Origin of the sequence: Shewanella sp. (assembly GCF_047975355.1) — a bacterium.
In the GTDB taxonomy this organism is placed as follows: Bacteria; Pseudomonadota; Gammaproteobacteria; order Enterobacterales; family Shewanellaceae; genus Shewanella.
Map to the genome: position 1 here is coordinate 76907 of NZ_JBKEDJ010000013.1, position 25430 is coordinate 102336.

The window sequence follows — 25430 nt, forward strand, 5'->3', positions numbered from 1 at the left end:
CCCTTTAATGCAAAAGTTGCAGATGAGAGCTCTACTCCACATCTGCAACTCTTCTCACCTTGGGCTAATTTACATTAGCCGCCGAAGTCATCCAACAGGATGTTTTCGTCTTCGACACCAAGATTTTTCAACATACCGATCACGGCAGCGTTCATCATTGGAGGTCCACACATGTAGAACTCACAATCTTCTGGCGCTTCATGGTCTTTCAGGTAGTTTTCATACAGTACGTTATGGATGAAACCTGTGTAACCATCCCAGTTATCCTCAGGTTGAGGATCAGACAGGGCCACATGCCATACGAAGTTGTCGTTTTCAGCCGCTAAGCCGTCAAAGTCTTCCACGTAGAACATTTCACGCTTAGAACGTGCACCGTACCAGAAGCTCATCTTACGCTTAGACTTCAGACGCTTCAGTTGGTCGAAAATGTGTGAACGCATTGGTGCCATACCTGCACCACCGCCGATAAACACCATTTCTGCATCGGTATCTTTCGCGAAGAATTCACCAAATGGGCCAGAAATCGTGACTTTATCGCCAGCCTTCAGGCTCCAAATGTAAGATGACATCTTACCGCATGGTAAGCTCAGATTACGTGGAGGTGGCGTTGCGATACGCACGTTCAACATGATGATGCCAAACTCTTCTGGGTAGTTAGCCATTGAGTAAGCACGGATCGTTTCTTCGTCAACTTTAGATTCTAACTTGAAGAAACCAAAGTGTTCCCAGTCACCACGGTACTTTTCAGGTACGTCGAAATCGGCATACTTAACATGGTGCGCTGGCGCTTCGATCTGGATGTAACCACCCGCACGGAACGGAACAGATTCACCATCAGGAATTTGCAGCTTCAGTTCTTTAATGAAGGTCGCCTTGTTATCGTTAGAGATAACAGTACATTCCCACTTCTTAATACCGAAGATTTCTTCGTCAAGCTCGATTTCCATATCGTTCTTAACATTCACCTGGCAAGACAGACGGCAACCTTTACGGGCGTCACCCTTGCTGATGTGATCGAGTTCTGTTGGCAGAATATCACCGCCGCCAGACTTAACCACTACGCGACATTGGCCACAAGAGCCACCGCCACCACAGGCGCTCGATACGAAGATACCGCTGTTCGCTAGCACGCCTAACAGCTTGCCACCGGCACCGGTTGTAATCGCTTTTTCAGGATCGTCGTTGATGCCGATCGTGATGTCACCGCTAGACACTAGCTTAGATTTAGCGAATAAAATCACTAACACTAAGAGTAGGACGATAGCAGTAAACATACTCACACCGAGGTAAACCTCGAGCGGAGTAGATTTAAAAATACCAAGAATATCCATTAACTTATCCTTAGAAGGTCCAATTCAAGAAGCCGTTTGGTGTCTCTTACAGAGACACACCAGAAAACGACATGAAACCTAAGGCCATTAAACCAGCGGTGATAAAGGTAATACCTAAACCACGCAAGCCATTAGGCACATCGGCATACTTCAGCTTCTCACGGATACCGGCCATCAATACGATAGCTAATGCCCAACCTACTCCAGAGCCGAAACCAAACACCACACTTTCGCCCAGCTTGTAGTCACGCTCAACCATGAATGATACCGCACCGAAAATCGCACAGTTCACAGTGATCAGAGGTAAGAAGATACCTAACGCGTTGTACAAAGGAGGAAAGTACTTATCCAGTGCCATTTCCAGAATTTGAACTAAAGCCGCAATCACACCGATAAAGGTAATGAATTTCAAGAAGCTTAGGTCAGCTTCAGGTGCACCAGCCCAAGCCAGTGCGCCAGGCGCTAACAGCCCTTGGTAAATAACTTGGTTAGCAGGAACAGAGATAGTTAACACTACAACTACCGCAATCCCCAGGCCCATTGCAGTAGTGACTTTCTTCGATACCGCTAAGAAAGTACACATACCTAAGAAGAAGGCCAGTGCCATGTTTTCGATGAAAACAGAGCGAATTAACAGGCTAATATAATGTTCCATCTCAAATTACCCTTTTGCTTCAACTTGCTCTGGCTTATAGGTACGAATAATCCAAATCAGAATACCGATCAGGAAGAACGCACTTGGCGGCAGCAATAACAGACCGTTAGGTTGATACCAGCCACCTTCAGAGATCTTGTGCAGGATTTGAACACCGAACAGAGAACCGTTACCAAACAGTTCACGCACGAAGCCAACGGCTAACAGAATCGCACCGTAACCTAAACCGTTACCGATACCATCCATAAAGCTCATCATTGGCGGTGTTTTCATCGCATAGGCTTCAGCACGACCCATTACGATACAGTTCGTAATGATAAGGCCGACGAATACCGATAACTGCTTAGAAATCTGATAAGCATAAGCCTGCAGCAATTGGTCAACCACGATTACCAGAGAGGCAATAATGGTCATTTGTACGATAATACGTACACTGCTAGGAATATGGTTACGGATCATTGAGATAAACAGGTTAGAAAACGCTGTTACCGCAGTTAATGCCAACGCCATTACCAGTGCTGTTTCGAGCTTGCTCGTTACCGCTAACGCACTACATACACCAAGTACTTGTAATGCAATCGGGTTGTTGTTGACGATAGGTCCAGTCAGAACCTGTTTCAGTTCTTTAGCGTCAGACATTAGCTGAGACCTCCATTGCGTGCTTTTTCAATGAAACTCGCAAAACCTTCTTTACCTAACCAGAATGTCAGAGAGTGTTGAACACCGTTACTGGTCAGAGTCGCGCCGGATAATGCATCCACACCGTATTCAGTGCTAGCAACAGCTGGGTTTTTGGTTACGCTGATAGCAATGTTACCTTGCTCATCAAATAACTTCTTACCGTGCCATTTCGCTTTCCACTGAGCGTTTTGCACTTCACCACCAAGACCTGGGGTTTCGCCTTGCTCGTAGTACACTAAGCTTTGGATCGTGTTCAGATCAGCATCTAACGCGAGGAAAGCGTACATAGTTGACCACAGGCCATAACCATGAACTGGCAGGATCACGCTAGTTAACTTACCTTGTTCGTCACGAACTAAATAAACCACTGCATCTTCAGCAACACGCTTAACAGAAGCGATGTCGTTTTCAGGCACAAATGAAGTCTTCACATCGCGAGACGCTTTGCGTTGATCGAATGTATTGGCATCAATACCTTCAACCCAATCACCGGTTTTTAAGTTAACTAACTTAGCTTCGATGTGCTTGCTGTAAGTATCCAAAATTTGTGCTTTGGTTACTTTGCCCGCTTTAGTGTCGATCAGACCCGCCGCTTCGAGAATGTACTTTTGCTTATCAAGCAGCTTGTTTTCTGCTTGAGTTGGGCGCAGTAATACTGCCGCAGTCGACACGAATATCGCACAAATTAGACATAAGCCAACGACGATAAATAACGTTCTGCCGAACGAATCTTTATTACTAGCCACGAGCAATCCTCCGCTTGATATTGGCCTGAACCACGAAGTGGTCGAACAATGGCGCGAACAAGTTAGCAAACAGAATCGCTAACATCATGCCTTCTGGGAATGCAGGGTTAATCACGCGGATAAACACAGCCATTGCACCAATCAAGATACCGTATGCCCATTTAGCTTGGTTTGTGAATGACGCAGACACAGGGTCGGTCGCCATAAACATCATGCCAAATGCAAAACCACCTAACACTAAGTGCCAGTACCAAGGCATTGCAAACATTGGGTTAGTGTCGCTACCGATGAGGTTCAGTAACAGTGACACGGCAATCATACCGACCATCACGCCGCCAACGATGCGCCATGAAGCGATACGGGTATAGATGATAACCAGACCACCTAAGAGAATCGCCAGCGTCGATACTTCACCCACAGAGCCTGGAATGAAACCGAAGAACGCATCCCACCAGTTTTGGTTGAACGCATAATCTAAGGTACCCGCAGCCGCTTGACTCAGTGCAGTTGCACCTGAGTAACCGTCAGCCACAACCCATGAAGTGTCACCAGACATGTTCAGCGGATAAGCGAAGAACAGGAAGGCACGACCGGCTAATGCTGGGTTTAAGAAGTTACGACCCGTACCACCGAACACTTCTTTAGCCACAACCACACCGAAGGTGATACCTAAGGCCACCATCCATAATGGAATAGTTGCAGGCAGTGTCAGAGCGAACAGGATAGAGGTAACGAAGAAACCTTCGTTAACTTCGTGACCACGGATAGCGGCAAACAGCACTTCCCAAATACCACCCACGGCGAAGGTCACCGCATAGATAGGTAGGAAGAAACAGGCGCCGTACCACATCAGCGCAGGCCAGCCAGAGTTAGCCGTCAGTTCGGTACCAAACATGCCGAACAGGCTCACTTGCCATACGTCTGGAGTAGCAAAACCCGCAATTAACGCAAGTTGTGCTTGTAGACCGACGTTGTACATACCCACGAACATCGCAGGAAACGCACAGGCCCAAACAGTGATCATCATACGTTTCAGGTCAAGGTTATCGCGAACGTGGGTTTTACCCTTGTTCACTTTACCTGGCGTATAAAAAATGGTGTATGCCGCTTCGAAGAGGGCATAAAACTTTTCGTATTTACCGCCTTTTTCAAAGTCGGGTTCAATACGTTCGAAAAAATCTTTCAAGCTCATTAGCCTTCCCTCTCGATCGTATCTAAACAGTCACGCAGATATGAACCGTAGTCATATTTGCCTGGACATACGAACGTACACAGTGCGAGATCTTCTTCATCCAACTCTAACGCGCCTAAAGTAGCAGCACCGTCAAAGTCACCAGAGATCAGGTCACGCAGCAACATAGTAGGAAGAATATCCAATGGCATTACACGCTCGTAGTTGCCAATTGGCACCATAGCGCGGTCTGAACCACCAGTGCTCGTTGTCATGCTGAACAGACGAGAAGAGCTTAAGTGGCCAAGGAATGCACGGGTGATAGAGAATTTGTTTGAGCCAGGTAAGACCCAACCTAAAAATTCTTTTTCAGTGCCTTCTTCTAACAGACTCACCTGGGCGTGGTAACGGCCTAAATATCCTTGAGGACCTACCGCAGTACGGCCATTCAGCACAGAACCTGAAACAACACGTACGTTACCCTCTAAGGTTTCGCCCGCGAGCAATTCAGTCATGCTTGCGCCTAAAACAGTGCGAACCAAACGTGGCTTAGCCGCTTTAGGACCGGCAATTGCAACCACACGTTCGGTATTCAGTTGACCAGTAGTAAATAGCTGACCAATGGCTATTACATCTTGGTAACCGACATGCCAAACTGTGCGTTTTGCAGAAGCAGGAAGTAGGAAATGAATATGAGTACCAACAAGACCCGCAGGGTGAACACCGGCAAATTCTTCAACTTGGGCATTAGCGGCAGGAATATCGGCGCCAGGCGCTTTACAAAGGTAAACTTTACCGTCGGTAAGTCTTGCTAAGACCTTAAGACCATTAGCAAAATCTTCTTTATGCTCACGGATCACTACAACAGGATCTGCGGCATGGGGTTGAGTATCAATCGCGGTGACGAAAATACCAGCGGCAGAAGAGTCTACGGCAGGCACTTTGCTGAAAGGACGTGTACGCAATGCAGTCCATAAGCCTGATTCGATCAGGTTGTCACGGACCAGTTGCGAGTCAAGCGTATCAAGAGCAGTGGCGTCATACTTAGCAAAGGAAACGCTTTCGTTACCTTCTACTTGAATAACAACTGACTGCAGCACACGCTGGGCGCCCCGGTTAATGTCTAATATAGTACCACTGGCTAAAGCCGTATATTTTACGCCAGGATTTTTCTTATCTTCGAAAATCACCTGACCTTTTTGTACTTTATCGCCCACTTTGATCTTCATCGTTGGACGTAAGCCAATATACTCTTCACCCAAAGTAGCTACATGTTTAATGGCTGGGCCATTATGGATAACTTGCTCTGGTCCGCCTGCTATAGGCAGTTCCAATCCTTTCTTAATTGTAATCATATCCACAAGCACTACGTTTTGAAGGAAAGACAATGCGCCGCGTTCCTGCTAAATACTGAGGTTTTAAACAAAACCTACTGCATTGAGCTAGCGCAGATTTATCACAGAAATGCGATCGCAATCACGCTGGTCGCGCGCATTTTACCCCAATTGCCGTGGCATCGCCACGAAAATTATAGGTGATTTCAAACCTCAAATATGGATTTAAAAGAATCATGCACTACAGCGTTCACCTTCCGACCGAGTGAGGGGGCAGAAAGAGAAAAAATTACGGTCGGCAAATACTATAACATTAATTTTTAAAGAAATAATTTAGCGAAAGGTCGATACCTCTTTATGACGATAACTAAAACGACCTTTTCGCTTTCTCTTTGAATAACCTTTAAACAAGATTTAATTCAGTTTAGAAACGCCACTGATAGCCCAAATAGCTGATCCGTCCATTTTCAGACCGAATTCCGCTATTTGATGCTGTCGTTACCAAGGACTCATCCAGCAGATTTTCGACCCTAAAATACACCTTATGGTGCTTGTCAAAATCATAATTCGCCGCTAAATCGACGCGCCATTGACTTGAAACATACTCTTGTTCACTGCCAAACTGACTGAAATCTCGCTCCGATTGATAGGCCGCCTCAAGATTTAATTGATATTGGGCGTATTTGATCCCCGCACTCATTTGCAATTGATGCTCTGGTAGCCAAGCCAGCCTGGCTCCCTCAAGCACGCAACCTTGAATATCGGTGCAAGTGTTAGCCTGATATTCGGCATTAAGATATTGATAATTTAGTCCTAAGGGCAGTTCTAACTCCCCCAAATTCCAGCTATAGCCAAGACCGAGTTCTACGCCATAGGTGAGCACATCAGGAATATTCTCTTGGGTTAACAGGCGTGTATCGGTGCACATTGAGTAGCTATCACAGCCCACATGCAGGTTATCAAACTCTTGCACATAAGCGCGCAAATCAGCCTTCATTCCCTCGCGTGCATATTGGGCGCTCACCTGATAATGCAGTGAAACCTGAGCTTCTTGGGTCGTATTCGCCGCACTTGCTGCGGCCCAAGCACGGCGAATGTCGGTGCTAAAGCGCCAATCGCCCGCATCATAGAGTACGCCTAATTGCGGCATCCAATCGCTGTCGGAAAAATCTGCTTCCTCGAGTCCCCCAACGACTTGATTCACTTCACGATTGACACTGACATGCTCGTAAGTAAGCCCTAACTTGATTTGCATGCCTTGCCAGCGGAATAAAGAGTCGATTGCCGATGTCAGCGCAGTGGCATCATCTGTGTAGGCTAATATGGCGCTCGATTCATCAGAGACAAGACTTCTATCCGCTTGCCACAACGCCGTTTGTTCACCAAAGCGCATCTCAGCCTTATCCGTATGATAGCGAGCACTGTAAATGATTTGATGTTCGCCGTATTGATTTATGGCTTGGGTCTGGGCGCCCAAAGCGCTGTAATCATTATCTTGTACCAGTAGGTTTAGATCGGCACCATCAGCACTTGGATTAAGGTCATAGGCGGCGATATCGGCAAGCGTTGCTGCGTTAATCTCTTGCCCATTAAATAAACCAAGCTGATTCAACTGTTGTGAATAGGATTGATAATAAAAGTCGCTGATCACTTTACTGCCAGCTAAATCCACTTGGTGTGATAGCTGGTACTTGTGCTGCCGCCCTTTATGCTTATCCTGCGCCGTTACGGAGTACAAGAGTAAGGGATCCTGCTGCCAGTCCGCCGCGGTGACGCCAAGCTGCGAGCGATAACTATCATCATCGATAAATTGATAGGTAAATTCCGTTTGCTGCGGACTACGCGCCCCCAGCAAGCTTGCAGCATTCACCTTAAACAGAATATCGGTTTTCTTTTTGTCTGCATCGCTGTCGTTGAAAAAATTCGCATCACCCTGTTCTTGCAGGTAATTAGCCGCGAATAAGGCACCGTATTCTTTTTGTTTTACGCCCCAGGTCATACCGGCATTAAAATCAGAATCCGTCGCACCTTCAACCTGAAAGCTACCCGACTGAGGTCGGTTGGTAATTTCAAGGCTCTGATAATTCACGACACCAAAGGCCCCCTGTCCACCCACCGCCATATTCGCCAGTGGTGTACTCGTCACATTTTGCTGTAGTAAAAGATTGGGCAATAGCTGTAACTGCGGCGCCGAATAAGGCGCGGGTGAGAAGTACACCCTATCCTGCATCACAGCTACACCTTGGCTGGCGGAGCGCATACTGATATTCGCGGTATTTCCACTGTGGTCGGCCCGCAGCAAGGTTAAACTATTTAAGTAACTCAGCTGCATCCCATCATCACTGGAGTGATACTGGTTATTGAGCTCAATCAGATCGAGCGTCTGAGAATAGAGAGGGTTTGCATTGAGGGGATGAGTGTAGACACAGGAAACCGCTATCGCGGTCAGCGACATCACAAAGTAGCGACTGGACATACCAAGCTCCCAAAAGTGTTTGTTAGCGTACGGCGTTTTTGTTGTTATTTTGTAAAATAGCTGAATTTACTCGAAAAAAAAAGCGACTAATGTCGCTTTCTTAACACTAAAGCCCTGAACCTAGACCACGCGCGTTGCGCTAGCCCAGCAGAGCTTAGAGTTGACCTAAAATCTCATCGCTGAGTTTTAAGTCATCGTTGCGGTTAACACTTACGCCTGCGGCGATAATATTACGGGCAATTTCTTGTGCTTGTTCTAACGAGTGCATTTGATAAGTGCCACATTGATACTGGTTAAGCTCAGGAATTTCGGATTGCTCGACCACTTTCAGTACGTCTTCCATCGAGGCAAGCCAGGCATCGGCCACTTGGTGCTCGGTAGGCTCACCAATCAGGCTCATGTAGAAACCGGTGCGGCATCCCATTGGCGAAATATCAATAATTTCAACATCGCTGCCGTTTAAATGATCACGCATAAAGCCAGCAAACAAATGCTCTAAGGTGTGGATACCACGTTCACTGAGGATATCTTTATTCGGTGCACAAAAACGCAGATCGAATACGGTAATCGCATCGCCTTTTGGGGTACTCATATGTTTAGCCACACGCACGGCTGGCGCATTCATCCGAGTATGGTCAACGGTAAAGCTATCTAGTAATGGCATAGGGATCTCCAAATTCTTAAGGCGATACAACCGCTATCGGTTTATGGGCGCAAGCATAACACCAAATGGATTAGGTCGATAACAAGATAATGTAAGATGAAATCATCTCATATCAATCAGACGCTAATATGAACATTTTGTTCAAATTAGCAGCTTTAATGCTGCCGCTGTTGGCTGTAAGCATCCTCAGAAATCTTATGATACTCACGTACGCCTTGTTCATAGGCATGATAAGCACTATACACTTTGCGCATCATAGGGTCCTGCTCAGCCTGCTCTTCAATCACCTGCTGCGAAATACGTTCAAGTTCGGTCAGCACCTCAGGCGGAAAAGCCTTAAGCACAACCCCTTCATCTTTGACTAAGGTATCGAGGGCGGTCACATTACGCGTAGTGTATTCATCTAACATATCTTGATTGATAGCACGGGCAGCGCCTTTCACTATGGCTTTTAAATCTTCGGGAAGGCTCTCAAAGGCGGCTTTGTTGATCAAAAACTCCATATTGGAGCCTGGCTCGTGCCAACCGGGATAATAGTAGTATTTAGCAACTTTATGTAAGCCGAAGGCAAGATCGTTCACAGGCCCGACCCATTCTGCCGCATCAATCGAGCCTGTTTGCAGGGCGCCATAAAGCTCTCTGCCCGCCATATTAATCGGAACGGCACCAACGCGTTTTAACACTTCGCCACCAAGGCCAGGCATACGGATCTTTAAGCCTTTAAAGTCGGCAATAGTATTGATGGGTTTATTAAACCAGCCGCCCATTTGCATGCCCGTATTACCACCCGCTAATGGGATAATGCCAAAGGGGCGATACACCTCCTCCCACAGCGCCATACCACCACCATAATGCAGCCAGCCGTTCATTTCTTGGGCCGTCATTCCAAAGGGAATCGAAGAAAAAAACTGTGAGGCAGGCGCTTTGCCCTTCCAATAATAGGAGGCGGCGTGGGCCATCTGCACTTTACCTTGACTGACGCCGTCAAATACCGCAAAGGCGGGCATTAACTCCCCAGCGCCGTAGACTTTAATCTGCAATCGGCCATGGGACATGTCGTTCACCAACTTGGCAAAACGCTCAGGCGCCATGCCTAAACCGGCGAAGTTTTTCGGCCAAGACGTGGCCAAACGCCACTCGATGACTTCTTTTACGGGAGTTGCATCAGGATGGAGCGATGCGGAAGTCTGTTCAGTCTGCTGGGATACAGGATTACACCCAACCAGTCCAATCAGCAATACCGCACGCAATAGGCTCCCCAAATGACGCATTAAAAACTCTCCCCGAATACAAAAAACCAGTTAACAGTATGATAATTAGTGCTCTTTTATCGAACGATAGGCAGTTAACACCGTTAAAACGAAACATATTGTTAACACATAAATTTGGGGAGGGAAACCCAATAATTTCCTCAATTTGACCTAAAACAAAAAACCATGTTAATAACGTGGCTTTTGTAAGATATTGGGCTCGAATTAACCGCGACAATTAGGCGTTTTAGGTACTTCAACATCCGCCGCCCATTCACCCTGGGTGAAGGTGTGGATAGATAGCGCATGTACTCCATTCGCTAACTCGTGGGCTAAACAGTTATTTACCAAACGATGACGGGCAAGCAAGCGGAGTCCATCAAATTCATCACTAACCACGACGACCTTAAAGTGAGTCTCTGAATTAGGTGGAACATGATGACGATGGCTTTCGTTAAGGACTTCTAAATGAGTGGGCGAGAAGCTCTCAGTCAGCTTCTGATTAATGGTCTCGGCCACTGTGCCCTGCGCATGGGTATTGGACATATTCAAATCTCAGCATGGGTAAATCCAGTGGCCGCAGAGTACTGCTTCAAGTACAAAAGATCAAATCTCAACCTCACCTTTGCGGCTTAAAACCGAGCAAATTTCGCAACAGTTTGAAATAATTTAGCTTTCAATCAGCCATGATAATTAACAACCAATTGCCTAAAAGTATAGTTCCAACGGGGTTCTTTAACCTTTAATCGCTTGGGTACGCTGTGTAACCAATCTTGCTGCATTGGCCAGTGCATGATGAGTAAGTCACCACTGTGTAGGCTGATAGTGTATTTCAGCTTGCTGTGTTTATGTTTAATCACAAAATCCCGCGAGGCGCCAAGGCTAATTGAGGCGATATCACTGCCGCTCGCAATCTCGGGCTCATCATCGCTGTGAGCGCCCATGCAATCTTGACCATCGGCATAGCGATTCACTAACACACCATTGCTGCCTAGGCCAAAATCTCGCTGCAACTTGTCACGCAATTTTTGCAAATACTTAGACCAAGGCAGAGCACGAATAAATAGCCCAGAATATAAATAGTCGCATCCCGCATCCCGCATCGCCATACCAAACCTGCTGCCTTGGAATGGCATGATATTCACCAAACACTTGAATTTGTGGGCGACTCAATGGGTAAGACTCGGCCTCCTTGAGCAGGGCGTTCTGCTGCGCCACATTCAAATAATCCCTAACTAAAGTGATAGGCGGCTCGACTTGTGCAGTCTCTTTATGATGGGCGCAAAAGATCCCGCTATCAGCTTCAAGATTGGCCTCTGTTTCGAGTCCTAAATCGACTTGTTTCATACAGCACCTTATACCACTGACAACGTTGATTGACCCCACCCAATCACTCATAAATGCACGAGCAGATATACAACCTCAGGCAAGCATCGCACGATAAGGGGAAATCTGCGATAATCTGCGCCTTATTTAATTGGCACTGTTTTAATGGCAGTGTTTTTATTCGCACCGTTTTTATTGGCTTAGCACAAAGATGACGACACAATTTTCAGTGGCAGGGATTGAGCTTGAACTCTTTCGCTACCCCGCTTCGCAGGAATCCAATCTCCAAGCTTGGGATGCGGCAGACGAGCATTTGATTAACACCCTAGTCGAAGGCGTACAAACCGCGGTGCCAACGGCCATTATCAACGACAGCTTTGGCGCCTTAAGCTGCGCCCTATCGCGACTTAATCCCGATTGGCCGCTGAATGTCGAAACCGATGCCAGAACCAGTTTTTTAGGTGCAGAGCAAAATCATCATCGCAATCAGTTGCCTATGGATAACCTAACCTGGTTTACCAGTCGCGATGCCTTACCAGGCGATCTCGCCCTCGTATTGATGAAGCTGCCTAAAAACCTCACTTACTTTGCCCACCAGCTGATGCGCTTATCCCAAGTGTTGCCCGCTGGCTGCAAAGTGTTGGTTGGTGCAAAAGCCAAGTCCATCAACGCGAGCTTATTGGAAGTATTCGCGAAACACTTAGGGCCAGCGAGCGCCAGCCTCGCTTGGAAGAAAACCCGCGTCATCACCTGTATTAGCGATGGCAAGCCACGCGCCTTACCGAAGGAAGTCACTTGGGATATTCCCGAATTCAACCTCCATATCAGCAATTTAAGCAATGTGTTTGCCACCAATAAACTCGATATCGGTGCGCGCATTATGTTGGATAATCTCCCTCAGGGCGATTTTAAAACGATTGTCGACCTGGGTTGCGGCAATGGCGTGCTAGGTCTGCGTGCGGCCCAGTTATACCCTAATGCCGATATCCATTTTATTGATGATTCCGAAATGGCGGTAGCCTCGGCAAAAGCCAACTGGGCAAACAACCAACTCCCCGCAGATAAAGGCCATTTTCATTGGGATGATTGCATGACCCATTTACCCGATGGAGTGGAACCCGATTTAGTGCTCTGCAATCCGCCTTTCCATCAGGGCGAGGCGATTACCGATCACATTGCTTGGCAGATGTTTTTAGACGCACGTCGCCGACTCAAAAATGGCGGCATTTTACATATAGTGGGGAATCGCCACTTAGCTTACCACGTCAAATTGCAGCGTTTATTTAAAAACTGCACCACAGTCGCCTCCAACGGCAAATTTGTGATCCTGCAAGCGCAGAAATAACCGCTTTAGCTCAGCAAAGATAGGGCAAAATCATGGCGCTATCTTTGCCTCATCTCCTCCACTTTCGCATTCGCACATACTGAGTAACGGCTTTTTACTAGCCGTTATGCCTAGTTGTCAGTACAATCTTTCACAGTAAAAGCATAAAAGTGAGTCACTTAGACTTTTATGCCCCATGGATATGGAAAGCATATTTAGGATATTAAGATGCCGTTAAAGGATGACGTTGACCAACTCAAGGCAGAATTGGCGCAGTTAAAACTGCAGCACCTGTCGCAGCAATCTTCACTCAGCCGCCAACTGGCAGAATTCTCAGCCAAGCTCGATAGCATCAGTCTTCAGCTTGAGCAACAAGACAATGGCCCTCTCACCAACGCATCCACCAGCACGGACGATATCACAACGCCATTCGGGACGACGATTGAGCCAAGGGATGAGCGCACCTCGCTGCAATCTGAAGAAATGGCTCCCGATATCCAGCCACAAATGCCCGAGGCAAATCCTTGGCAAGACGATCCTTGGCAGCGCCACGCTAAGACTCCCTCAAAAGCCGTACATTCACCAGTGGATTCGCAGCAGGATGATTTGCAGCAAGATAAGGCCTTTTCTCAGCAAGCCGGACTTGAAGTGGGCGTACAAGCCGCAAGCCAATTCGAGACCTTATTATCCCAAGGCGTTGCCGCCATCATGGCGCCATTTGCGGCCATCACTGAACAGGTCAAAGGTTTCTATCAACATTATCAGGCCAAGGGCTTAGGCCCAGTGTTTTTGATGACGGTCGCGGGCATCATCACCCTGACCCTAGGTTTTGGCTACCTACTGCAATATTCCATCAACCATTGGTTTTCCGAACTCGGTAAAGCCCTACTAGGTTTTGGTTGCGCCAATGCGATTATTGCGGGCGGGATTTTTATCCGCCAAAAAAGGGCGGGCATGGCCGACTTTGGCTCTGGGATTGTCGGATTAGGCCTCATCCTAAACTATCTCTGCGCCTATTTTATTGGTCCTTACTTTGAGATTATCCCCAATAGTGCCAGCTTTATTCTGCTGCTATTGATTACCTTAGCGGGCTATAGCCTGTCAATGCGCCTCGATGCTAAGGTCATTGCCGTGATTGCCTTGGTCGGCGGCTCGATGGCACCTATGATGTTGTTATCCCAAAGCTATGCGCCGCTGCTGTATATTCCTTATCTGCTACTGATTGGTGCGGGCGCCCTCGCCCAAAGCCACAAATTGCAATGGCCATTACTGCTGGAAATCACAGCCTTCTTGCATATCGCCTGCATTGAAGCATTCAGCTATTATGTCGACTTACCTCTCGCACAGTGGAGCGGCACTGCTGTGCTGGCCGTTGTAAGCATCAACGCCCTCTTTTATCTCTATGGTCTATTTGGGTTTATCGTTAATCCCTCAACGACCTCACTCAGCCATAGAGCCCTAGTTCTGCCGATAGCCCTGTTGGCCTTTGTGCTCTTTGAACTCACACAATTTACTGAGTTTGCAGGGGAAATATTTATCGCTAATGCGCTAATCTGTGCGGGCTTATACGTTAAGCTCAAGTCTCGACTCGACCCGTCCCAGAGCAGTCTCTTGTTAGTCTTTGGCGGAAGTTTTGCGGCCTTTGCTGCACTTTATTTGTTAAGTCATGATTTTCTTGGATTGGTATTAATCCTCGAAGCATTGCTCCTGCTGTGGATTGGCCTTAAGGAGAAACTGATTTCGGTACGCGCCGAAGCCTACGTGTTATTGCTGACAGGGCTGGTTCTCAATTTATATGCGGTGCTGACAGGTTTTTCCCTACTCGGACTTGGCGAGCAAACGTCGATGGCGGCGCTTGGGTTCCCGCTGCTCGCGTTAGCCTTAAGCGCGGCGGCCCTGCTCTTTATTATCCGCCAAATCCAGAGTGACGAGTTACCACTGTCGCGGCTCGAGCGGCAATTGAGTTATTTATTCAAAGAGTTCCTCAGCGGCTTTTATGTGGCGACCCTTTTGCTGGCGGCTTACCTTGTCAGCAGCGATTATTACCTCGCCATCATCCCGCTCGTGAATCTGTTGCTGTTGTATTTAAGTGGTAAAGACAAGTTGATGGTCAGCGAGTTTGCCGCTTGGCTCTTGCTGCTGCCACTCTTGTTTTCTGTGGTCGAAGGCGTGACCCTCACTGGCAGCCTGAGCTTTAGTGCGCAGCCACTGATGGCAAAGCTGGCACGCATTGAATTATTCGCCGCCCTGCTGCTGGCCCACTATTGGTATCGTAAGCATTACCCAAGCTCGCTGTTCGCCCAGGCCGCCAAGCAGATACAGCTCGGCTGTTATCTGCTGCTACCGCTGATCTTATTGCCTAAGGTGATGCGCAGTTATTGGGAGTTTACCGCGGCTGCACTCTGGCTTAGCAGCCTGTTCAGCCTCGGCCTTGCCTATGTTATCAAACATAAAGCCCTTGAAATTGAAACCAAGATTTTGACTTGGCTGGCGATACTCACCACCGCCAGCTTGTGCCTATTTGAAGTTTGGCAAGGGCTTATTGCACTGCTAATTGGCGCCCTAGTCATTGGCTTTGTACTGCTGCGTTATCGCAAGCTTGCTAAGCCTTGGACATCACAGCTAACCCTGCAATGGCAACTTAGCCCTTATTATTTCGCGCTGGTGCTAGCCGTATTAGTCTATGGATTTAACCGCGTCGATGTCGTGGCATGGTCGATGACGGCATTAGTAATGAGCGGCTACTTTGCCCTCTTGCTCCAAAGACGCACTAAACATGGCTCAGTGCAAACGGGATTAATGGCGCACTTAGCCATCGAAATCCAAGCCGCGGTGCGCTCAAGCTACAGCTTGGCCTACGGGCTTTGTCTAGGGCTAGCGCTGCTGCCGATAATGCTGCATTCTGAGTTGTCGCTAAGACTCGATCTGGATAACGTGTTATTGATCCTCTGTGAATTGATGGCATTAGCACTGCTCGCGCTACTTATCTTACGCCGCGGCGTCGCTATTCGTTTGCATCAGCGTTTCTTACCGCTGCAATGGCTCAAATGGGGCTGGCATGGATTGCTCGCGCTGAGTTATCTCACCTGGAGTTATGCGTTCGATAACATGATTGCAGCGCCACTCAGCGCCATTTTGCTCGTCGTGCATGGCAGCGTGTTAATGTTTATCAGCTTAAAGCCCCAGCATGGGGATATGATCCGCCTCGCAGCTGGACTCTTTACCTTAGCCACACTCAAAGTGTTATTGCTGGATATGGCGTCCTTTGAGCTAGTGCAAAAGGTTATCGCCTTTATGTTGATTGGGGTGATCTTACTGACCGTCTCTTACTTCTATCAAAAGGCCCGTAATCGCATACAAGAAGCAAACCAATAAGTCGTCAGTTATGCAAAGTAAAAGGCCGCTAACATTAGCGGCCTTTTTCATTCAAATAATCAATCTACTAATTTAAGCTAAGGCTTTTTCCAGCGCCTGCGCCACATCGGCAATAATATCGTCGATATGCTCAATGCCGACGGAGATTCGAATTAAGTCCTCAGACACTCCTGCTCTAGCAAGCTCGTTCGCATCCAACTGTCTGTGGGTGGTACTCGCAGGATGACAAGCCAGCGATTTGGCATCCCCAATGTTCACTAAACGCAAAATCATTTGTAGCGCGTCGATAAACTTACCGCCAGCGATTTTGCCCTCCTCGGGAGTGGCCGCCTTAATCCCGAAGCTGATAATCCCCGAGGCTTTACCACCAGTGATTTTTTGGCAATTTTCACGGTAAGGGCTGCTCGGCAAAGCACCATAATTCACCCAACTGACCGAAGGATGCAGTATCAAAGATTCGGCCAATGCCAAGGCATTCGAACAATGGCGCTCCATTCTAAGGCTTAAGGTTTCAAGCCCTTGCAACAACAAAAATGCGCTGTGGGGCGAAAGGGCCGCCCCAGTATTTCGCAGCGGCACCACACGGCAACGTCCAATAAAGGCCGCAGGGCCAAAGGCTTCGGTGTAGATCACCCCATGGTAGGAAGGATCGGCTTGATTGAGCAGAGCAAAACGTTCTTTATTCGCCACCCAATCGAACTTGCCCGAGTCAATAATCACGCCGCCAATCGTAGTGCCATGCCCACCAATGTATTTGGTTAAGGAGTGGATCACAATATCGGCGCCATGTTCAAACGGGCGGCATAAGACAGGCGTAGCGACCGTATTATCGACGATTAAAGGCACGCCGTGTTTATGGGCAATTTCGGCTAAACGTTGTAAATCGACAATATTACCCGCTGGGTTACCGATTGACTCACAAAATAACGCCTTGGTTTTGGCATCGATTAAAGCATCGAGCTCTTCAAAGTCATCGAAGGCCGCCATCCGCACTTCTACTCCTTGGCGCGGCAGCGTATGGGCAAACAGATTATAAGTGCCACCATAGAGCTGGCTGGTGCTGACAATATTATCGCCAACTTGAGTCAGGGCTTGAATCGCATAGGTAATGGCCGCCATTCCCGAGGCAACTGCGAGCGCGCCTATGCCACCTTCAATGGCCGCGAGTCGCTGCTCGAGTACGCTGGTCGTGGGATTCATGATCCGCGTATAGATATTACCAGCGACTTTTAAGTCAAATAAATCAGCACCATGTTGGGTGTCATCGAAGGTGTAAGAGGTGGTTTGATAAATAGGTACCGCGGCGGCCTTCGTGGTCGCCTCTGATTCATATCCGTGGTGTAACGCCAGTGATTCAAGTTTCATCTTTGATTCCTTCCCCAATAAATTCCCCAACCTTTGCCACTAACCTAAGACAACCCTAAGGTGAGCACTGCGCAAAATGACACTAAGACAGCACAAGATTTGTGCACTGCTCTCAAGCTAACAGACGGCCATCTAGAAGTCTAAATATTTTTAGTGCGCAAGCGAAATGGCTACAACGGCTCACACTTTGGCACACCAATTCGGCATTTCAATTCGGATAGTCATAGATGAGTGCTGCTAGGTCTTTTATCGCTTGCACTCGTTCGGGTGAACAGTCGTAGGAGGCATTAATACGCATAAAATGGCGAAACTCGGCTTGATTACTAAAGAGATTACCCGGCGCTATGCTGATCCCTCGCTTAAGCGCCCGATAATAGATCTGGGTCGCATCCATATGGGCAGGCAACGCCAGCCAGAGGAAATAACCGCCCTGCTCAAAGCTAACGCTCACAGACTCAGGCAAGTGAGTGCGCAGCAACTGATACATGGCAAATTTACGATCCGCTAAGGTATGGCGTAAGCGCTTTAAATGGCGCTCATATTGTGCCGACTGAATAAAGTCGGCGATGGCCAGTTGCATAGGCGCACTGGTCGAGAGGGTCGACATTAGTTGCAGCCGTTGTAATTGAGGTGCATAGCGCCCCGCGGCGACCCAACCGACTCTATACCCTGCAATCAAGGATTTAGAAAAAGAGCCACAATGCAACACATTGCCTTGGGTATCTAAGGCTTTTATCGGCCTAGGCGCACTCGAACCAACATAAAGTTCCTGATACACATCATCTTCAATCAGGCTAACGTTATGCTCACAAAGCAGTTGATAAAGCGCCTGTTTTTTCTGTTCCGATAAGCTGCAACCTAAGGGATTTTGATGCAGGCTCATCAACCAACAGGCTTTGACGGGATAGGTCTTAAGCACTTCGGCCAACGCCTGCAGATCGATCCCCTCACGGGGATCCGTCGCGACCGCAATCGCCCTCAGCTTAAGGCGTTCAATGGCTTGCATCGCGCCATAAAAAGCTGGCGATTCAATCACAACCCAATCTCCTGCCTGAGTCAGTGCCGTTAAACTCAAATTCAGCGCCTCCATTGCCCCCGAGGTAATCAAGATTTCATCGGGTGAAACGCTCATGCCTAGCTTGGCATAACGTTGGGAAATAGCCTTGCGTAACCCCGCATTGCCGGGGGGAAGATTATCGGCCGCGAACGAAGGCGACATATGCCGAGTCACGTTAACGAGCGAGCGTGCTAAGGCTTGCTGTGGAAATAAACTGGGATCGGGAAACGCCGATCCAAATGGCACTATCCCAGCCTGTTTCGATGCCTGTAACACATTAAAAACAAACTCATTGATATCGACTTTATCGGAAAAATAGATCTGTCGCTGAGCCTCTGGGTAACGAAAAGCTTCAGGCTGAGGCGCCACTAAATAACCCGATTTTGCCTGCGCTAATATCACGCCTTGGCTTTCGAGCAACTGATAGGCGTTCAACACTGTCATTAAACTGAGGCCTGAATCCGCCACGGTTTGCCGTAATGAGGGCAGCTTATCCCCCGCCTGCCAGACGCCCTGGGTTATTCGGTTTTTTAGATCCTGCGCTAGCTGTTCGTACTTTGACATCTGTTATAGTTAATTTAGCTAATTCTGTATCTGTTATAGCCAGCTTACCCCATGGTCTAATAATGCACAAGCCATCAGCGGCGCCAAACCGAGGCACCGAACGGCTTGCATTAACACATACCTTTGCAACGAGACCGCAATCTCCTGAGGACACTATGTTTGATTTTGATGCCACCGTACTCGCGAGAATCCAATTCGCTTTTACCGTTTCTTTCCACATTATCTTCCCCGCTATCACTATTGGGTTAGCCACCTATTTAGCCGTGTTAGAAGGACTCTGGTTGAAGACAAACAATCAGGTATATCAGCAGCTGTATCAATTCTGGCTGAAGATATTTGCCATCAACTTCGGCATGGGAGTGGTCTCAGGCATAGTGATGGCCTACCAATTTGGTACCCACTGGAGTGGTTTTTCGGCCTTTGCGGGGAGCGTGACCGGCCCTCTGCTCACCTATGAAGTACTGACAGCATTTTTCCTCGAGGCGGGATTTCTTGGGGTGATGCTGTTTGGGCAAAATAAGGTTGGTAAAAAACTGCACTTTTTTGCCACTTGCATGGTGGCCACGGGCACTGTGATTTCAACCTTTTGGATCCTCGCCTCCAATAGCTGGATGCACACACCTCAAGGGTTTGAAATCATTGATAACCGAGTCGTCCCCATCGACTGGTGGCAAATAGTGTTTAATCCTTCATTCCCCTACCGTTTAACCCATATGACGGTTGCCGCCTTCTTATCATCGGCCTTTTTTGTTGGCGCATCCGCCGCTTGGCACTTACTCAAAGGAAACGATACGTCTGCGATTCGCAAAATGCTCTCCATGGCCATGTGGATGGCATTGATTGTTGCACCACTACAAGCGGTGATTGGTGATTTTCATGGTTTAAATACCCTTGAATATCAACCTGTAAAAATCGCAGCAATGGAAGGACATTGGCGTAATGAAGGGGATGAGCCCACGCCGCTCATCTTATTCGCCTTGCCCGATATGGATAGCCAAAGCAATCATTTCAGTTTGGAAATTCCGGGATTAGCCAGCCTGATTTTAAAGCATGATTTAACGCAGCAAGTGCCCGCTCTAGCTGAGTTTCCCGCCGAGGATTGGCCCAATGTGCCCTTAGTCTTTTGGAGTTTTAGAGTCATGGTGGGCTTAGGTGTACTGATGATTTTGGCGGGTGTGTGGAGCCTCTACCTAAGACGCAACCAAAAACTATACAGCAATCCACTCTTTTTACGCTTTGTGCTGCTCTTAGGTCCCGCGGGATTAATCGCAACCCTCGCGGGCTGGTTTACCACTGAACTTGGCCGCCAACCTTGGGTTATCCAAGGGTTAATGCGCACTCAAGATGCGGTTTCGTCCCATAGTGTGACCCATTTAAGCCTCAGCCTGATGATGTTTGTTATCTGTTACTTCGGCATTTTTGGTGTGGGATATCGCTATATGATGCGGCTCATCAGTAAAGGGCCTGTTTCGCAAGGGATTGAAAACCATGAATAACAAACCAGGCATTTTATTTTGTCTATCGATTAATCAACCAACTTAAAGGCATACCATGGAATTCGATCTACCCCTTATTTGGTTTGGGATCATCATCTTTGCCACTCTCATGTATATAGTGATGGATGGTTTCGATCTTGGCATCGGCATCTTATTTCCCTTCATCCACAATGAAGACGATAGAGATGTGATGGTTAACACTGTCGCGCCGGTTTGGGATGGCAACGAGACTTGGCTGGTGTTGGGTGGTGCTAGCCTGCTCGGCGCCTTTCCCCTCGCCTACGCCATAGTGCTTGAGGCCCTGACCATTCCCTTGCTGATTATGCTGCTCGCCCTGATTTTTCGCGGCGTCGCCTTCGAATTTAGGTTTAAATCCAGCGCCGAGACTAAACCCTTTTGGGACAAAGCCTTTATGTACGGCTCTATCCTTGCCACCTTTGCCCAAGGCGTAGTGCTTGGGGCATTTATCTCAGGTATTTCAGTGGATGGACAAAGGTTTAGCGGTAGTAGCTTCGATTGGTTATCGCCTTTCTCACTCTTCTGCGGCTTTGGGCTGATGCTGGCCTATGCACTGCTTGGTGCGACTTGGTTAGTGAAGAAATGCACAGGCAATCTCAAAACGTCCATGCAGCAGCTCGGTAAAGGACTGGCCATATGCCTGCTTATGGTCATAGCTATCGTCAGTTTATGGACGCCCTTTGTGCAGCCCAATATCGCGCTGCGCTGGTTTAGTCTGCCGAACCTATTCTATTTTGCGCCGGTTCCTGTGTTGGTATTGCTCTGCACTAAGGCACTTATCAGCTCATTAAATACCGAAGACGACTACCGCCCCTTCTTGCTGACGCTCGCGTTAATATTCTTAGGCTTTAGTGGCTTAGGCATCAGTATCTGGCCACATATTATCCCGCCAACGATTAGTCTCTGGCAGGCGGCTGCGCCTGAGAGCAGCTTAGGCTTTATGCTTATCGGCGCACTGATGATTATCCCACTGATCTTGGCCTACACCTTTTGGAGCTATTACGTATTTCGCGGCAAAGTCACCAAGGATGCGGCGTATCACTAAAACGACCTTATTGCAGCCGATTCTGACTCGGCTGCCAGCAAAACAATCTTAGGAGATCGATATGACGACTCAAACTTCATCCCTGCCCAAACGGCTCGGCTGGTTACTGTTGATTTGGTGCACCAGCGTCAGTTGCTTACTGTTGGTTTCCCTTTGCCTTAAAATATTACTGCAAGGCGCAGGGCTAACGACCTAACCGAGTCATATTCAGCCAAATCAATAAATTTATGCGCTAACATATGTCTAAAATTGACGGTATTTTTAAGCGATAAACTTTTATTTAACGGGGAGGTTTACACCAACCCAGTAATAATGCCGACCGAAATAAAACATGAGTTGATTTATTTTTCAAGTTGGCCTATGGTATCGAAAGTTTATTAGCCATTAATCATCAACACACTGGATGATTAATTTAGTCTTAATTTGATATGGAGATGTAGCACTATGTTTAAAAATGCATTTTCATCCATCACTCTTAAGCGTTTCTCTTTTACGCTGAATAAGTTTCATTATTTAGCCTGCTTCGTGCGCCTTTCACTAAAATTTCCAGTTTAAGCCGAGTGCGACTCGCACTCGGCAGCCCATCTCTCATATTTTAATTTATTGCTTCATTTTTATTTTGGAGCATTGCGGTTATCTAGCTCATATTTGGGGTAGTTATGTTTTATTCTTTTTTTAGAAACCTATTTCAATCTTTTATGTTGAAAACGGAAACCTATTACCTGCAAAACAGTTTTAATGCCTCATTGCGCCCGACCTCACTGGCGGCGGTGATAGCGAAACTGGATCAACTTAAAAATGAAGAAACCCTAGACAAAGTGACGGTTGGGCGAGAAATTTTACTGATTAATCAGCAAGACCAACAGGAATACCGTATCGAGCTGGTATACCCACCTAGGCACAAACCCAGAGCTGGGCGTTATTCAGTGATCTCCGATCTCGGCGTCAGTCTACTCGGACGCACTAAGGGCGAATATGCCGAGGTAAATATTTTAGGCAAACCCGTGCTATTTATGGTGAAGGATATCGCCCTAAGCAAGAAATAAAATTAATAGTAAGCACAGCATTATCAGAATAAAGCATGTTCAAATTTCAGTGGCAGCATGCTTTTAGGTCGCTATTTGCGGCGGCATCTAGCATAGACATAAGTAAAATAGGGAGAATACTATTTTGAAGTCATTAATAGGCCGCGAAATTAATTAAAGCCGATGAGCCAAGGCTTAAACCTCTTGCATATTTACCGAGTATGGCAGCGCTTATGTAAAAACCATCAAGAAGTATAAGTTTATTTATCTGGTTCATACGGCTTTTTCATCATTTTAATTTGCCGACGGGCAAAATTAAATCAACTATCGGTAAGAACGCGGCGCTACACTCGATAGTATTACTTTACTGAGTTTAACTTTGCTGAATTCAATTCAGTTAGGAGTATTTCCCATGAGTAAAGAAAAAGCGAAAAAACCGCCGATGAAAACCTTAAAAGAGAAACGTCAGGATAAACGGAACCGACAAAAAAACTCCGATTAATGCCTGTGTAAAAAATCCCTTAAATCCTCTCTTTATTAGCAATAGGGTACGGTACTACCGTGCCCTATTTTTATGCCAGTTGACGGCGATATTGCTCGGGTGAGTATTGGGCATATTTTTTAAACATCACTATGTATGGCGATGTTTGGTTGTAGCCTAAAGTCAGAGCAACCTCTTTGATTGCCAATCCCTCACGCAAGAGTTGTAACGAGTAAATAAACTTATGTCGCTGTCGCAGTTCGGTAAAACTCATCCCAAGATAGTCTTGGCAACGCCGAGCAAGGGTTCGTTCGGTGGTATGCAGTTCACTGGCCCAGGTTTTAAGGCTCTTTTGACTGGCGGGGTCGAGTTCGAGCTGCTGCAGAATAGGTTGCAACAGTTTATCCGTACTCGAAGGTAAAAATTGCGGCTGCGCCTGCCCTAAGATCAGTTGGTCGATTAACACCTCAACCAGACGTTTATCCGCCTCACTGTCAGCCACCCGGATTTGCCGCTCCCTTAGGTCGTTGACAATCGCCTGCGCTATGGATGTGACGGCCAGCAGGCAGGTCTTATCTGGGAAAACAGCCGCTCGACTGGCCACTATATTCATCGAGCAATAATGGATACTGCGGCGAGTGTAGCTCTCATGCTCAATCCTTGCTGGCACCCAAATCGCATATTGGGATGGCGATAAAAACCGCTGCCCTGCGGCATGTAGCTCCATAATTCCACCGCTGATCAACTGCAATTGTCCCCAGGTGTGGCTATGCTTCGGGGTGATGGTATTGGGCAGAAAGGCTTCATAGTTAAAGAAAATATCTGCAACAGGCGCTTGTTCCACCTTGAGCGGATGATAAACGGGACGCATCGCTCCTCCGAAAATGGGCTGACATGACTCGAGGCGCAGACAAAGACTTATAAATGATTGTCCGCCGACGAACTGACATTGTCTTTTAAACGATATTTATATCATAAAAGACCAAGGATAATAGCAGCCAACCTATGACATCGGGTTTATGCCACTCAGCATTAACCCGTCCTCACGCCAATTAAGACTGACTCATGTTGTATTTATTTCCCCTGCTCGCCGTAGTCATTTGGGCGGGCAACGCCATTGTTAACAAACTCTCCTTTGGGATTATCGCCCCTGAAGCCATTGCCTTTTATCGCTGGTTTTTTGCCATGCTAGTGCTAACGCCATTTATGTTAAGACCCGTTTGGAAAAATCGTAGAGCCATAGCAGCACTACTCCCAAAATTAGCAACCTTAGCCGCCTTAGGCATGGTATTAAATCAAAGCCTTGCTTACTTTGCAGCGGCAACCACCACAGCGACGAATATGGCCTTAATCAACTCGCTAGTACCTATGGTGAGCCTGTTCTTGGCCGTACCTTTACTCAAACAAAAACTGACACCTTTAGTCTTTGGTGGCACTTTGATTTCACTATTAGGTTTAGTGTTTATGCTAAGCCATGGGGATATGACCAATCTTGCAATCGGCATCACACAAGGGGATTTACTGTTACTTATCAGCGCTTTTGTGTACGCACTTTATGGAGTATTGCTCAAACGCTGGCAACTCCCTATATCAACGTGGGAGTCAGTGTATATTCAAGGCATTATTGCCGTGTTGATGTTAACCCCGCTGCTGTTTAGCGCGCCCAGTGTCGCCATTAGCAGCCAAGCCGCGCCGTTAATCCTCTACGCCGCCCTTGGCGCCTCACTCATCGCACCTTGGGCCTGGATTAATGGCATCAGCAAGTTAGGAGCCGAGCGTACTAGCATTTTCTTCAATTTGATGCCGATCCTCGCAGCCATCTTAGCGGCAATCATTTTGAATGAAACCTTAGCTATCTATCACTATCTCGGTGGCGCCATGGTCATCTTAGGTGTGATGTTAGTGCAGGTAAAACCTAAGCCGAAAACCGCTGCCCCTATCGTCTGCACCGAATAACTCGCTACTCTCTACGCCCTAAAGTCTTGGGGCGTTTCCTATAATTGTGCCATTCACAGACTTTTCGCTGACTACTGCAAACAGCCAAAT

At 47.4% G+C, this 25430-nt stretch carries 20 protein-coding genes and 1 pseudogene; 7 read left to right on the top strand and 14 right to left on the bottom strand.

Going from position 1 to position 25430, the window contains the following annotated elements; genetic code table 11:
• Nucleotides 1–74: 74 nt before the first annotated feature.
• The 11 genes and pseudogenes from nqrF to ACK5NH_RS05660 all read right to left on the bottom strand — a co-directional run bounded on the left by nqrF (nt 75) and on the right by ACK5NH_RS05660 (nt 11655).
• The gene (gene nqrF, locus ACK5NH_RS05610) at nt 75–1331 is read right to left on the bottom strand and encodes an NADH:ubiquinone reductase (Na(+)-transporting) subunit F (protein ID WP_416918181.1); all 1257 of its coding nucleotides are present in this window, start codon (nt 1329–1331) and stop codon (nt 75–77) included.
• 46 nt (nt 1332–1377) lie between these two features.
• Nucleotides 1378–1986, bottom strand: coding sequence for an NADH:ubiquinone reductase (Na(+)-transporting) subunit E (nqrE, locus tag ACK5NH_RS05615; protein WP_006080469.1), 609 nt, complete (start codon nt 1984–1986; stop codon nt 1378–1380).
• 6 nt (nt 1987–1992) lie between these two features.
• Complete coding sequence (locus tag ACK5NH_RS05620; RefSeq protein ID WP_011621733.1) at nt 1993–2625, bottom strand: NADH:ubiquinone reductase (Na(+)-transporting) subunit D; 633 nt, start codon at nt 2623–2625, stop codon at nt 1993–1995.
• Nucleotides 2625–3413: a Na(+)-translocating NADH-quinone reductase subunit C gene (locus ACK5NH_RS05625; RefSeq protein ID WP_416918184.1), complete on the bottom strand. Its 789-nt coding sequence runs from the start codon at nt 3411–3413 to the stop codon at nt 2625–2627. The genes ACK5NH_RS05620 and ACK5NH_RS05625 overlap by 1 nt, the downstream gene beginning before the upstream one ends.
• Nucleotides 3406–4605 carry an NADH:ubiquinone reductase (Na(+)-transporting) subunit B gene (locus ACK5NH_RS05630; protein WP_416918186.1) on the bottom strand — a complete coding sequence of 400 codons (1200 nt, stop codon included), beginning with the start codon at nt 4603–4605 and terminating at the stop codon, nt 3406–3408. The genes ACK5NH_RS05625 and ACK5NH_RS05630 overlap by 8 nt, the downstream gene beginning before the upstream one ends.
• Nucleotides 4605–5939, bottom strand: coding sequence for a Na(+)-translocating NADH-quinone reductase subunit A (locus ACK5NH_RS05635; RefSeq protein WP_416918394.1), 1335 nt, complete (start codon nt 5937–5939; stop codon nt 4605–4607). Before ACK5NH_RS05635 ends, ACK5NH_RS05630 begins: the two co-directional genes overlap by 1 nt.
• Before the next feature lie 403 nt (nt 5940–6342).
• On the bottom strand, nt 6343–8394 hold the full coding sequence (locus tag ACK5NH_RS05640) for a TonB-dependent receptor domain-containing protein (protein ID WP_416918188.1): 2052 nt from the start codon (nt 8392–8394) through the stop codon (nt 6343–6345).
• 154 nt (nt 8395–8548) lie between these two features.
• A complete protein-coding gene (gene luxS / locus ACK5NH_RS05645; RefSeq protein WP_416918190.1) occupies nt 8549–9058 on the bottom strand; it encodes an S-ribosylhomocysteine lyase in 510 nt (169 codons plus the stop codon).
• 155 nt (nt 9059–9213) lie between these two features.
• Nucleotides 9214–10329, bottom strand: a complete 1116-nt coding sequence (locus tag ACK5NH_RS05650; protein ID WP_416918192.1) for a TRAP transporter substrate-binding protein — start codon at nt 10327–10329, stop codon at nt 9214–9216.
• Between the two features lie 204 nt (nt 10330–10533).
• Nucleotides 10534–10854, bottom strand: coding sequence for a BolA family protein (locus ACK5NH_RS05655; protein WP_416918194.1), 321 nt, complete (start codon nt 10852–10854; stop codon nt 10534–10536).
• 134 nt (nt 10855–10988) lie between these two features.
• Nucleotides 10989–11655: pseudogene (locus ACK5NH_RS05660) on the bottom strand (alpha-ketoglutarate-dependent dioxygenase AlkB family protein).
• Between the two features lie 190 nt (nt 11656–11845).
• Here ACK5NH_RS05660 and ACK5NH_RS05665 point away from each other — a divergent pair.
• Complete coding sequence (locus ACK5NH_RS05665; protein WP_416918196.1) at nt 11846–12979, top strand: methyltransferase; 1134 nt, start codon at nt 11846–11848, stop codon at nt 12977–12979.
• A 207-nt stretch (nt 12980–13186) separates the two neighbouring features.
• Nucleotides 13187–16333: a DUF2339 domain-containing protein gene (locus ACK5NH_RS05670; protein WP_416918198.1), complete on the top strand. Its 3147-nt coding sequence runs from the start codon at nt 13187–13189 to the stop codon at nt 16331–16333.
• Nucleotides 16334–16405: 72 nt separating this feature from the next.
• On the opposite strand, the gene ACK5NH_RS05675 is transcribed toward ACK5NH_RS05670, so the two are convergent.
• Together ACK5NH_RS05675 and ACK5NH_RS05680 are read right to left on the bottom strand one after the other, a co-directional pair.
• On the bottom strand, nt 16406–17698 hold the full coding sequence (locus ACK5NH_RS05675; protein WP_416918200.1) for an O-acetylhomoserine aminocarboxypropyltransferase/cysteine synthase family protein: 1293 nt from the start codon (nt 17696–17698) through the stop codon (nt 16406–16408).
• A 208-nt stretch (nt 17699–17906) separates the two neighbouring features.
• On the bottom strand, nt 17907–19319 hold the full coding sequence (locus ACK5NH_RS05680) for a PLP-dependent aminotransferase family protein (protein ID WP_416918202.1): 1413 nt from the start codon (nt 19317–19319) through the stop codon (nt 17907–17909).
• Nucleotides 19320–19474: 155 nt separating this feature from the next.
• On the opposite strand from ACK5NH_RS05680, the gene ACK5NH_RS05685 reads away from it, so the two are divergent.
• The 4 genes from ACK5NH_RS05685 to ACK5NH_RS05700 all read left to right on the top strand — a co-directional run bounded on the left by ACK5NH_RS05685 (nt 19475) and on the right by ACK5NH_RS05700 (nt 22924).
• The gene (locus ACK5NH_RS05685) at nt 19475–20815 is read left to right on the top strand and encodes a cytochrome ubiquinol oxidase subunit I (protein WP_416918396.1); all 1341 of its coding nucleotides are present in this window, start codon (nt 19475–19477) and stop codon (nt 20813–20815) included.
• A gap of 55 nt (nt 20816–20870) precedes the next feature.
• Nucleotides 20871–21878: a cytochrome d ubiquinol oxidase subunit II gene (gene cydB, locus ACK5NH_RS05690; RefSeq protein WP_416918204.1), complete on the top strand. Its 1008-nt coding sequence runs from the start codon at nt 20871–20873 to the stop codon at nt 21876–21878.
• A 61-nt stretch (nt 21879–21939) separates the two neighbouring features.
• Nucleotides 21940–22074, top strand: a complete 135-nt coding sequence (locus tag ACK5NH_RS05695; protein WP_084789167.1) for a DUF2474 family protein — start codon at nt 21940–21942, stop codon at nt 22072–22074.
• A 463-nt stretch (nt 22075–22537) separates the two neighbouring features.
• The gene (locus tag ACK5NH_RS05700; RefSeq protein WP_416918206.1) at nt 22538–22924 is read left to right on the top strand and encodes a GreA/GreB family elongation factor; all 387 of its coding nucleotides are present in this window, start codon (nt 22538–22540) and stop codon (nt 22922–22924) included.
• Nucleotides 22925–23475: 551 nt separating this feature from the next.
• Here the strand turns inward: ACK5NH_RS05700 and ACK5NH_RS05705 are convergent.
• The gene (locus ACK5NH_RS05705; protein ID WP_416918208.1) at nt 23476–24255 is read right to left on the bottom strand and encodes an AraC family transcriptional regulator; all 780 of its coding nucleotides are present in this window, start codon (nt 24253–24255) and stop codon (nt 23476–23478) included.
• 194 nt (nt 24256–24449) lie between these two features.
• Between ACK5NH_RS05705 and ACK5NH_RS05710 the strand changes: the two genes are divergently transcribed.
• Nucleotides 24450–25340 carry a DMT family transporter gene (locus ACK5NH_RS05710; protein ID WP_416918210.1) on the top strand — a complete coding sequence of 297 codons (891 nt, stop codon included), beginning with the start codon at nt 24450–24452 and terminating at the stop codon, nt 25338–25340.
• The last annotated feature ends 90 nt before the right edge of the window (nt 25341–25430 follow it).